The organism is Vibrio sp. CCUG 15886 (genome assembly GCF_028570825.1).
Taxonomy (GTDB): Bacteria; Pseudomonadota; Gammaproteobacteria; order Enterobacterales; family Vibrionaceae; genus Vibrio; species Vibrio vulnificus_B.
The window spans coordinates 98,457-110,870 of the sequence record NZ_JAQQBT010000007.1 but is presented as its reverse complement, the minus strand read 5'-3'; the positions used below and the strand labels follow the sequence as shown (position 1 = coordinate 110,870).

Sequence of the window (12,414 nt, the reverse complement as noted above, 5' to 3'; positions counted from 1 at the left end):
AATTCAGGAAATTATTAATGCACGCTTCAGCTGTGCAATAAACAATTGGAAGCTTTATATGACCATAGAACATTACCAAACACTCACCAAACAAGCAGTCGCACTTATTGAATCAGAGCGTGACTTAATCGCCAATCTTTCAAACATTAGTGCGTTGCTGAACATGGGAATGTCCGATCTCAACTGGGTTGGATTTTACTTATATAGAGAAGACGAGTTGGTTTTAGGGCCATTTCAGGGAAAAGTAGCGTGCGTGCGAATTCCTATGGGTAAGGGCGTATGCGGAACGGCAGCGCAAACTTATACTGTTCAACGAGTGCATGATGTGCACGAGTTTGAAGGACATATTGCCTGCGATGCGGCGAGCAATTCAGAAATTGTTATCCCATTCTCAATCAATGGGCAATTGGCTGGCGTTCTGGATATTGATAGCCCAAGTGTAGGTAGATTTAGTGAAATTGATGAACAAGGGTTAACATTTTTCATGGCAGAAGTAGAAAAGCTGCTTAATTCACACGCGAACAACGCATAAATTGGGTAACGAGAGTGGTTTTTCGCCCGCATCTCTCTATAATACGAGAATATTTTTATCTTAATGCTCGCGGGCAGGCCGCTCAAACCAGGACAACTCATGACTGAAAAGTTAAAAAACAGCAAAGAAGTTATTGCATATATTGCTGAATGTTTCCCTAAGTGCTTTACTTTAGAAGGTGAAGCGAAACCTCTTAAAATTGGTATTTTTCAAGATCTTGCTGAACGTCTAAGTGAAGATGAAAAAGTAAGCAAGACTCAGCTTCGAGCAGCGTTAAGACAATACACTTCTTCTTGGCGTTACCTACACGGCGTTAAACTAGGCGCAACTCGTGTTGACCTAGATGGTAACGAGTGTGGTGTACTAGAAGAAGAACACGTTGAACATGCGAAAGCAACGCTAGCGGAAAGCAAAGCTAAGGTACAAGCTCGCCGTAAAGAACAAGCTCAAAAAGCTCGTGACGAAGAGAAGTCAAAGCCAAAAGCTAAAAAAGCACCTCAGCAACGTCGTGCTAACAAACCTCAGGCGCAAAAGCCTGCGAAACAACCTGTGGAAACACGTGCGCTAAACGCAGATGAATTGATCACTGGTAAAGCGGTTAACGTAAACATGGGTAAAGGAAACATGGCTGCGACTATCGTAGAAATTAATAAGGATGATGTGCGAGTTCAACTGTCTAACGGCCTTCAAATGGTTGTGAAAGCGGAGCACCTTCGCGCATAAAGGAGACACTCCTACGCATGAAATGCCGTTCAAAAGTGACTCTGATTGCTGCTAGCCTTTGGCTAGCAGCGTCAGCTCAGGCTCTAGAAGCCAAACTATCAGAAAAAGATCTCCCTTTACTTGCACCTGAAGTTCAACACGAAACTGCAAGCAAAAGGGTCACTTCTCGTTTTACTCGTTCTCATTACAAGCATTTTAATTTCAACGATGATTTCTCTCGTGCGATGTTTAATCGCTATATAGAAATGCTTGATTACAATAAGAATATCTTCACCCAAGCAGACATTGATTCATTTGAAAAGTGGTCAACAGAGTTGGATGACCAACTCAAAGAAGGCAACAATCAAATCGCGTTTGATGTTTACAATCTCTCAATGAAAAAGCGTTTTGAGCGATTCTCTTATGCTCTCAAACTGCTCGATCAAGAAATCACCTTTGATACGGATGATGAGATTGAACTCGATCGCACTGATGCGGCTTGGCCAAAGGATCAAACCGAGCTTAATGAACTGTGGCGTCAGCGAGTAAAATACGATGCGCTGAACCTCAAGTTGACTGGCAAAGATTGGCCAGAAATTAAAGAAATTCTAGAAAAACGTTATAACAACGCGATGAAGAGAATTACTCAAACGCGCAACGAAGACGTTTTTCAACTTTACATGAACGCGTTTGCACGCGAAGTGGATCCTCATACCAGCTATCTTTCGCCAAGAAACGCTGAACAATTCCAGTCCGAGATGAACTTGTCACTGGAAGGCATTGGTGCTGTTTTACAGATGACGGATGATTACACTGTTATCCGTTCTTTGGTTGCTGGTGGCCCTGCGTCTAAAAGTAAACAGTTAGGCGAGGGGGACCGAATCATCGGTGTTGGTCAAGATAAGAAAGACATCGTCGATGTGATCGGTTGGCGTCTTGATGATGTTGTCCAGTTGATTAAAGGTCCTAAAGGAACCAAAGTTCACCTACAAGTTCTGCCAGAAGGTAAAGATTCTAAGAGTTACGTTGTCACTATTGTACGTGACAAAATTCGCTTGGAAGACCGAGCGGTGAAGGCCGAGGTGATTGAAAAAGATGGCAAAAAAATCGGTGTTCTAGAAGTACCGAGTTTTTATGTGGGTCTTTCTGCCGACACCGATAAGCTGCTGACTGATCTCAAAGGTAAGGGTGTTGACGGCATCATCGTTGATTTGAGAAACAATGGTGGTGGGGCATTAACTGAAGCCACTGCGCTCACGGGTTTGTTTATTGAAAAGGGCCCTGTGGTTCAAGTTCGTGACAGTTATGGGCGAGTGAAAGTCAACGCTGATACGGATGGACAAATCAGTTATTCAGGCCCGATGACGGTGTTGGTTAATCGCTATAGTGCATCTGCTTCTGAAATTTTCGCCGCTGCACTACAAGACTATGGCCGCGCCATTATTCTTGGTGAAAACTCATTTGGTAAAGGAACCGTACAACAGCACCGCTCGCTGAATCATATCTATGATTTGTTTGACAAAGAAATCGGTTATGTTCAGTACACCATCCAAAAATTCTATCGAATTGATGGAGGCAGCACGCAAAATAAAGGTGTCGTGCCAGACATTCCTTTCCCTACCGCGATTGATCCTGAAGAAACAGGTGAGAGTGTTGAAGATAATGCTCTACCTTGGGACAGTATTGAGAAAGCGGATTATCAAGTGTTACAACGTAATGATTCTTTGATTGAACAGTTGCGTGTAAAACACGATGAGCGGATCGCTAACGAGCTAGAGTTTAAGTTTATTGCGGAAGACATTGCGAAGTACAAAGCAGAGAAAGACGACAATACGCTTTCTTTGAATGAAAAAGTGCGTAAGCAAGAATCTGAACAGGCTGATAAGCAGCGCCTAGATCGCATCAATCAACGCCAAGCATTAGCGGGTAAAGAAGCGTTTAAGACTTTAGACGATGTACCCAAAGACTATGAAACGCCAGATGCATATCTTGATGAATCTGTTGCTATCATGGTAGACATGCTGAAAAAACCGTCCTAAAAACGGTGTGATGATAAAAAGCGAGCATTAAAGCTCGCTTTTTTCATTCATAACCCATAGCAAAGTGAAGGAAAGATGACGTATAGATGAAGTTATTTTTCTCTGAACAATAATGTGATTTAAGTCAAAAAAATTCGCCATATGATGACTCCATGCCTAAGCTTTAAGAAAACGGCATACAGCCCAAGTGTGGAGATGAACAATGAAATGGCTCTTAACTTTGCTCGCTGCGCTAACGCTATCTTCGGTTTACGCTCAAGATACGTCCACTAAATCCGCTGATTTAACCTATTTTGACACCCCCTTATTACTTGGCGATTGGTATTTGGTGAATCCGAATGTTGAAGACAGTCGTGAAGACTTTAGGGCGATTAAGCTCACGTTAAACTCTAAGTATGAGTTCCAAATCGATATCCAAAAACGCGACTACAGCATTGACCATTGGGAAGGGATCTACACCGCAAATGAAGACACCATCATATTAGGACTCAATACGGATGAGCCTCAAGTCTATCAGTATGAAAGTAATCACAATATGCTCAATCTCAACGGCGTGACGTTTACCAAAGGTTTACCCAATGCACTGGCGGGTATTTGGTCGAGTGCGCAATTATCTGGAGAAGGGATGATCGCGAATCAGATAAACAAAATGGACTTAATTTTACAGCCTGATTTTGTCTTTATGTTTAGGGTGACATCTGAGGATGGAGATGAGTCGGTCAAGAAAGGGGTTTACTACACCGAAGGAAATCATTTGGTGTTGTTATACGAAAATGGTGAGCATGATACAACTTATGTCTTAGACACAGATCAGTTAACGTTACAGGAAGAGAGTGGGGAAATGCTCGCAGTACTTAACCGAGTACGTTAACCCAAGTGGCCTAATAGAGGCTGTCTAAATGGCAGTAAAAGAGACATATTGATGGATTTTTCATCGGAAAAGAGAGGATTTTCAACGAGTCTTCTCTTTTTTTGCGTCAAGCCTTGTTTTATTCGTTTCCAAACCGCATCTAACAGAGGTAATTTATCTGTGCCCGAAATAACAGACACACAGATGCACAAGTGGATAGTTGCGGTTAGCGTAAACCTTTAAAGCAATTATGAAATAACGACGGGCACATTCTGATTCACTGTACAAGGATTTATAGATATGTCTCAAACCCCACAGGCTAAATATCGTAAAGATTACAAGGCGCCTTCGCATACGATAACCGACATCGATTTAACCTTTGATCTTTACGATCACAACACCGTCGTCACGGCGGTTTCTCAAGTTAAGCAACAGGGTGAGAGTGATGTCCTTGAGTTAGACGGTGAAGCTCTAAAACTGATTTCTGTTGCTGTGAATGGTGAAGCATGGTCGGCGTTTGAGGTTAAAGAGAGTTCCTTGCTTCTCTCGAATCTTCCAGCAGAGTTTGAGCTTGTCATCGTGACCGAAATCGATCCAGAAGCCAACACCGCGTTGGAAGGCCTGTATAAATCGGGTGGTGCTTTCTGTACACAATGTGAAGCTGAAGGTTTTAGACGCATCACATATTACTTAGACCGCCCTGATGTCTTAGCGCGTTACCAGACAAAAGTGATTGCCGACAAAGCACAATATCCTTATTTGCTGAGCAATGGTAACCGCATCGCAGAAGGAGAACTGGAAGGTGGCCGTCATTGGGTTCAATGGCAAGATCCGCATCCAAAACCTGCATACTTGTTTGCTCTTGTTGCAGGCGACTTTGATGTGCTTCGTGATAAGTTTGTCACCAAGTCTGGTCGTAGCGTAGATCTTGAAATCTTTGTCGACAAAGGAAACTTAGATCGTGCGCCACATGCGATGACTTCTCTGATCAATTCGATGAAATGGGATGAAGAACGTTTCGATCTCGAGTATGACCTAGATATCTACATGATCGTCGCCGTTGATTTCTTCAACATGGGTGCGATGGAAAACAAAGGTCTCAATATCTTTAACTCAAAGTTTGTTTTAGCCAACTCTCAAACCGCGACTGACGCAGATTACCTCGGCATTGAGCGCGTGATTGGTCATGAGTATTTCCACAACTGGACAGGAAACCGCGTGACTTGTCGCGATTGGTTCCAATTGAGCTTGAAGGAAGGTCTAACCGTTTTCCGCGATCAAGAATTCTCTTCTGATCTTGGCTCTAGAGCAGTGAATCGCATTCAGAACGTGCGTACCATTCGTGGGCCGCAGTTTGCGGAGGATGCTAGCCCAATGTCTCATCCAATTCGCCCTGATAAAGTGATTGAAATGAATAACTTCTACACGCTAACAGTGTATGAAAAAGGCAGTGAAGTTATTCGCATGTATCATACTTTACTAGGTGAAGAAGGTTTCCAAAAAGGGATGAAGCTCTACTTTGAGCGTCACGACGGTACTGCTGCGACTTGTGAAGATTTTGTCTCTGCCATGGAAGATGCAACGGGTGTTGATTTAACACAGTTCCGCTTGTGGTACAGCCAGTCGGGTACACCAACGCTTCGTGTGAGTAGCCAATATGATGCCGAGAAACAAACTTACGCGTTAACGGTTGAGCAGTCGACCGAGCCAACACACGAGCAAGCGGAAAAGCAACCATTGCATATTCCATTCGATATCGAGCTTTACGCAGCAAATGGTGATGTGATCCCAATGATCATTGCTGGTGAGCCTGTTGGAAACGTGCTGGATGTGAAAGCCGACAAACAAACCTTCGTGTTTGAGAATGTGGCAGAAAAGCCAGTGCCTTCTTTGTTACGTGAATTCTCAGCACCGGTTAAGCTTGAGTACGATTATTCAGACCGTGAGCTGATGTTCCTTATGGTGAATGCTCGTAACGAATTTTCTCGTTGGGATGCCAGCCAAATGTTACTGGCAAAATACATTCGTCAAAATGTTGAGCGAGTTCAGGCGGGTAAAGAAGTAGAACTGCCTGAGGCGGTTGTTGATGCCTTCCGTGGTGTGCTTCTTAATGCAGAATTAGATTCCGCGTTTATCGCTGAAGTCATGTCATTACCAAACCACAATGAAGTGTCTGGTTGGTACAAGCAAGTGGACGTTGATGCGATTGCTCAGGTCCTCAAACAGTTAAAAGTCATTCTTGCGACACAGCTATGTGATGAGTTGAGTGCACTTTATCATAGCTTGAAGCAAGCTGAGTATACCATCGAGCATGCGGCGATTGGTCAGCGTGCGTTACGCAATATCTGTCTAGCGTATCTGGCATATACTCAAGAGGGTAATGATTTGGTATTGAAGCAATACCAAGAGTCGAACAACATGACCGATACAGTTGCAGCGATGGCATCCGCCAACCAAGCGCAATTGCCTTGCCGTGAAGCACTGATGCAAGATTACAGTGATAAGTGGAAGCATGATGGTCTCGTTATGGATAAGTGGTTTATCCTACAAGGCTGCAACCCTGCTGCCAATGCATTGGACGTTGTTAAAGAGACGATGAAGCATGAAGCATTTAGTCTTAAAAACCCCAATCGTACACGCAGCTTGATTGGTTCTTTCCTTGGTATGAACCCAGTGAACTTCCATGATAAATCTGGCGCGGGTTATCGTTTTGCTGGCGAAATCCTACGCGAGTTGAACAGTACCAATCCCCAAGTGGCATCGCGCTTAGTGGATCCTTTGCTCAAGTTAGGTAAGTACGATAGTGATCGTCAGGCGTTAATTCGCCAAGAGCTCAAAGCCCTTCAAGGTTTAGAGGATTTGGCAAAAGATCTATTTGAAAAAGTGTCAAAAGCACTAGAAAACGAATAACCGTGATCGTGAGATAGCTGGCACAATGCCAGCTATCTTGTTCAAACTATGAATTACTATTACTTCACACTCAATATTAGCTATCAGGCATTTTTAGCTCACTATTCTGGTGCGGCGAGTGCTGTTCAAGTGGTGACAGAGCAAGGACTGAGGATTCAATTACCAGCGGTTAAATTTCGGCCGTTTCTCAGCCAGTTAGGTTTAAAAGGGCGCTTTAGACTAACAACTGACCAGAATCATCGATTTATTAAGTTAGAATCACTATAAGAACCTAGTTTAACAGTGAGTTAAACACGAATCTTAATCACATTATCAAACATTTCACCTCTATTCTTCGTTAATTTTATTAACTAAATTTCAATATTGCTTTTACAATAAGCGCATGCATTACCTATGCTTAGTTATTGAGTCTCCTAGCTAGATTTATTGCTAAGTGTCCCCTACAAAAAAACTATTCTAATGTGGAGTGTGAATATGACCGCGCGTGAAAATGTAGTGCCGGTTCTGCTTGAAAAAGTTTACCAACTGATTCAGGAAAAACTCGAGCTATCCCACCAGCCTTTCGTTACTAAATTAGCTCAACACCTATTTAGTAACATGTCTATGGACGACCTAATCCAACGCAATGAGTCTGACCTTTACGGTGCGATTATTAGTCTTTGGCATCATATTCAAGAGAAGAAACCAGACGACGTCTCGGTTCGAGTATTTAACCCAACGGTCAGTCGCCACGGTTGGCAATCAACGCATACCATCGTAGAAGTGGTGGTACCTGATAGTCCGTTCTTGGTTGATTCCATCAAAATGGCGTTAAGCCGACTGGATCTTAACTGTCACTTAATGCTCAACAACCCGACGCAAATCACTCGCAATGAAAAAGGCCAAGTGATTGATGTCAATGGACAGGGTGGGATCTTACAGTCACTGTTTCACATCGAAGTTGACCGACTAAGCAAAAAAGATGAGATGCACAAGTTGAAGCAAGAGCTGCTTGATGTGCTCAACGATACTCGCTTGGTGGTGAACGATTGGTTGCTCATGGTAGAGCGACTAGAGCAAGTGACAGCACAACTGGAAGCGCAAAAATCAGCGGTTTCCATGGATGGTGAACGTTTCGATGAAAGCATTGCATTTCTACGTTGGTTAGGGGACCACAACTTTACGTTCATGGGATACAAAGAGTACGACTTGGTGAGTGTGGATGGCGAAACTGAGCTCGTACCAACAAAAGAAAAAGGCTTGGGCCTTTTTGCGGAAGAATCTCGAGTTCGCAGTGTGAAGTTATCACAACTTTCAGATTCAGCTCGCCTCGAAGCCAAGAAGCCAAGCGCACTGATTATCACTAAAGGCAACAAAGCGTCTCGTATTCATCGTCCTGCATACAACGACTACATCGGCATTAAAAAGTTTGATGCCAAAGGAAAAGTGGTTGGTGAGCATCGTTTCACGGGCCTGTATACCTCGTCGGTGTATAACCAAACCGTTTCTTCCATTCCACTTATCCGCGAAAAAGTGGATCGCATTCTCGATGCCAGCGGATACCGCGATGGCTCATATGCCTTTAAAGCGCTACACAATATCCTTGAAAATTACCCCCGCGATGAACTGATTCAGGCAAAAGAAGAAGAGTTACTTGAAGTCGGCATGGGCGTGGTGCAAATGCATGATCGCGATCTTCTGCGTCTGTTTGTACGCAAAGACCCGTTTGGCCGATTCTTTAGTGCGATGGTGTATGTAACAAGAGATCGTTACAACACAGAATTGCGTCGTCAAACTCAACGCATTTTGAAACAGTACTTTGGCAGTGAGCAAGAAGTTGAGTTTACAACGTACTTCTCCGAAGGGCCGTTAGCACGTACCCATTATATTGTGCGTGTAGACAACAATAACATCGACGTAGACGTGAAAAACATCGAGCAAAATCTAATGGAAGTCTCTTCAACTTGGGATGATCGCCTTAAAGATTCTATCATTGCCAACTTTGGCGAAAGTAAAGGACTGCCACTTTCAAAAGAATACATGAAGGCATTTCCACGCTCGTACAAAGAAGCGATGATGCCGGGCAGTGCGGTTGATGATATTGATCGTTTAGAGGCACTTAGTGATGACAACAAACTGGGTATGCTTTTCTACCGCCCTCAAGAGTTGTCCGCAGACTCTAAAGCCGTACGCTTAAAACTGTTCCATCGTGACGAACCCATTCACCTTTCTGACGTCATGCCGATGCTCGAAAACTTGGGTCTGCGTGTGATTGGGGAGTCGCCATACGAGATCCACAAGACCAATGGTCAAACATTCTGGATCCTCGATTTCTCGATGTTGCACAAGAGCGACAAGGTAGTGGACTTAAGTGAAGCGAGAGATCGTTTCCAACAAGCGTTTGCTGCTATTTGGGAAGGGGAATTAGAAAGTGACGGTTTCAACCGTCTGCTATTGGGGGCTTCGCTGACTGGCCGAGAAATTTCAATTTTACGTGCCTATGCTCGTTATATGCGCCAAGTGGGTTTCCCATTCAGTCAACAATACATCGAAGACACCCTGAGTCACTATCCAGAGTTGGCCAAAGGGTTGGTTGATCTCTTTGTCAAACGTTTTGATCCTAAACACAAAGGAAGCGAAAAAGGTCAACATGAGCTGATCAACAAGATCACCGAACAGCTAGAGTCGGTGGATAGCTTGGATGACGATCGTATCATTCGTCGTTACATGGAAATGATCGTTGCAACCGTACGGACAAACTATTTCCAACTTGATGATCAAAAACAACCGAAACCTTGGTTGTCATTAAAACTAAAACCGCGTGAAATCCCTGAAATTCCACAACCCGTGCCAGCCTTTGAAATCTTCGTCTATGCTCCCGACATTGAAGGTGTTCATTTGCGTGGCGGAAAAGTGGCTCGTGGTGGTTTGCGTTGGTCAGATCGCCAAGAAGACTTCCGTACAGAAGTGCTTGGCTTGGTGAAAGCGCAACAGGTTAAAAATACCGTTATCGTGCCTGTTGGAGCTAAAGGTGGCTTTGTTTGTAAACGTCAACATACCATGACCAACCGTGATGAGATTTTTGCAGAAGGCCAGCGTTGTTATAAACGTTTCATTCGTGCGCTATTAGATGTCTCTGACAACATCATTGAAGGGGAAGTGATTCCACCGAAGAGCGTTGTACGACATGATGAGGATGACCCGTATTTAGTCGTTGCTGCGGATAAAGGCACCGCAACCTTCTCCGATTTGGCAAACTCTGTGTCTGCTGAATATAACTTCTGGTTAGGTGATGCATTTGCGTCTGGTGGTTCTAACGGCTATGACCACAAAGCAATGGGTATCACTGCGAAAGGTGGTTGGGAGTCCGTGAAGCGTCATTTCCGTGAAATGGGTATTGATTGTCAAACAACAGACTTCACGGCGATTGGTGTTGGTGATATGGCTGGTGACGTATTCGGTAACGGTATGCTGCTGTCAAAGCACATTCGTCTACAAGCGGCCTTTAACCATCTTCATATCTTTATTGATCCAAACCCGGATTCGGCTTCTAGTTGGGAAGAGCGTGATCGTTTGTTCCAGCTTCCTCGCTCGAGCTGGGAAGATTATAATCCTAAGCTGATTTCAAAAGGCGGCGGCGTCTTCTCACGTAAGGCGAAGTCGATTACCTTGACAGCAGAGATCCAAAAAATGTTGGGTACAAAGAAAACCACTTTGGCGCCAAACGAATTGATCAAAATGATCTTGAAAATGGACGTAGATCTGCTTTGGAATGGTGGTATTGGTACGTATGTGAAAGCATCGAGTGAGACACATACCGATGTAGGCGATCGAGCGAACGATGTGTTACGTATCGACGGTCGTGATCTCAATGCCAAAGTGGTTGGTGAGGGTTGTAACTTAGGTATGACGCAAAAAGGTCGTATCGAGTACGCTCTAAAAGGCGGACGTGTTAATACCGACTTTGTTGATAACGTGGGCGGTGTGGATTGCTCGGATAACGAAGTCAACATTAAGATCTTCTTGAATGGTTTGGTCTCCAATGGCGACATGACCGTGAAACAGCGCAATAAGATCTTGGAATCGATGCAAGATGAAGTCGGAGATATCGTTCTAGATGATGCTTACCGCCAATCTGAATCCATCTCTGTGACCGAGCAGCAAGGTGTTAGTGTCGTTAAAGAGCAAATTCGCTTTATTCATACTATGGAAAAAGCAGGCTATCTGGATCGCGTTCTAGAAAACATCCCTGATGACGAAACGTTACTAGAGCGTGAGAAGCTGGGCCAAGGCCTAACTCGTCCTGAACTGGCAGTGTTGGTTGCTTATGGCAAGATGGTACTTAAAGAGCAACTGGCCAATGACGAGATTGCGAATGATGAGTTCCATGGGCAGCAATTGATCCAATACTTCCCAAGTGAATTGAGAAACAAATTCGCGAATCAGATGTCTTCACATCCACTGCGTGCGGAAATCATTGCTACATCACTTGCGAACCAAATGGTTAACGAAATGGGGTGTAACTTCGTCACTCGTCTCCAAGAAGAGACTGGCGCATCGGTGGTGGATATCGCCAATGCGTACAGTGCTTCACGCGAGATTTACGGCTTGGGTGAGATTTTGGCTCAAACACGTGAACTGGACAATGTCGCAAGCGCAGATGCTCAATACGAAATCATGTTCCATGTACGTCGAATGCTTCGTCGTGTTGCACGCTGGCTACTGCGAAATCGCAGTGGTAAGAACACGGTGAGCGAGCTGATTGCTAAGTACCAAGCTGACGTTGATGTGATCACGCATTCTCTTGACAACATGCTGGTTGTCTCTGAAGTGGAAGAGCATGATGAGTTGGCAGAAAGTTGGATCTGTCGTGGGGTAGAAGCGAAGCTAGCTAGCCGCGTTTCTCGTCTAACCAGTCTCCAATCAGCGTTAGACATTTCTTCGGTTGCTCGTGAAACCAATAAAACGGTTGAGGAAGCAGCGAAGTTGTACTTCAACTTAGGCGATCGTTTATCACTACATTGGTTCTTGAAGCAAATTAATGGTCAGGCAGTCGATAACAACTGGCAAGCCTTGGCTCGTGCTGCTTTCCGCGAAGATCTCGATTGGCAACAACGTTTGCTGACTGCTCAAGTGCTCAACTGCATGCAGTCAGAGAACAAGGGAGATGTTATGGAAGCGCTGGAAACGTGGATGGAGCGCAATGAAACCTCACTACATCGTTGGGAAAGCATTCTCAACGAGTTCAAAGTGGGTAGTGTGCATGAGTTTGCCAAGTTCTCAGTCGCATTGAGAGAACTGGTTCTTCTCAACTTAAATTGCAGCTCAAATAGTTAATGTTTTGAGTCTCTGACATAAAAAAGCCCCTTTAATGGGGCTTTTTTCATATCGAAGTGCAAAAA

At 44.2% G+C, this 12,414-nt stretch carries 7 protein-coding genes; all 7 read left to right on the top strand.

The window, feature by feature from the left end:
• The first annotated feature begins 58 nt into the window (after positions 1 to 58).
• The 7 genes from PQQ36_RS14465 (at position 59) to PQQ36_RS14435 (ending at position 12,349) form a co-directional block, all read left to right on the top strand.
• Positions 59 to 532, top strand: coding sequence for a GAF domain-containing protein (locus PQQ36_RS14465; RefSeq protein WP_061058513.1), 474 nt, complete (start codon positions 59 to 61; stop codon positions 530 to 532).
• Between the two features lie 99 nt (positions 533 to 631).
• Positions 632 to 1,255 carry an RNA chaperone ProQ gene (proQ, locus tag PQQ36_RS14460; protein ID WP_013571847.1) on the top strand — a complete coding sequence of 208 codons (624 nt, stop codon included), beginning with the start codon at positions 632 to 634 and terminating at the stop codon, positions 1,253 to 1,255.
• A 17-nt stretch (positions 1,256 to 1,272) separates the two neighbouring features.
• On the top strand, positions 1,273 to 3,273 hold the full coding sequence (prc, locus tag PQQ36_RS14455) for a carboxy terminal-processing peptidase (protein WP_011080486.1): 2,001 nt from the start codon (positions 1,273 to 1,275) through the stop codon (positions 3,271 to 3,273).
• A gap of 202 nt (positions 3,274 to 3,475) precedes the next feature.
• On the top strand, positions 3,476 to 4,144 hold the full coding sequence (locus tag PQQ36_RS14450) for a hypothetical protein (RefSeq protein ID WP_013571845.1): 669 nt from the start codon (positions 3,476 to 3,478) through the stop codon (positions 4,142 to 4,144).
• Positions 4,145 to 4,423: 279 nt separating this feature from the next.
• Positions 4,424 to 7,033, top strand: coding sequence for an aminopeptidase N (gene pepN / locus PQQ36_RS14445; protein ID WP_263179737.1), 2,610 nt, complete (start codon positions 4,424 to 4,426; stop codon positions 7,031 to 7,033).
• A gap of 48 nt (positions 7,034 to 7,081) precedes the next feature.
• Entirely contained in the window at positions 7,082 to 7,300 is a 219-nt protein-coding gene (locus PQQ36_RS14440; RefSeq protein ID WP_011080483.1) for a DUF2835 domain-containing protein, read from the top strand.
• 207 nt (positions 7,301 to 7,507) lie between these two features.
• Entirely contained in the window at positions 7,508 to 12,349 is a 4,842-nt protein-coding gene (locus tag PQQ36_RS14435; RefSeq protein WP_273661749.1) for an NAD-glutamate dehydrogenase, read from the top strand.
• The last annotated feature ends 65 nt before the right edge of the window (positions 12,350 to 12,414 follow it).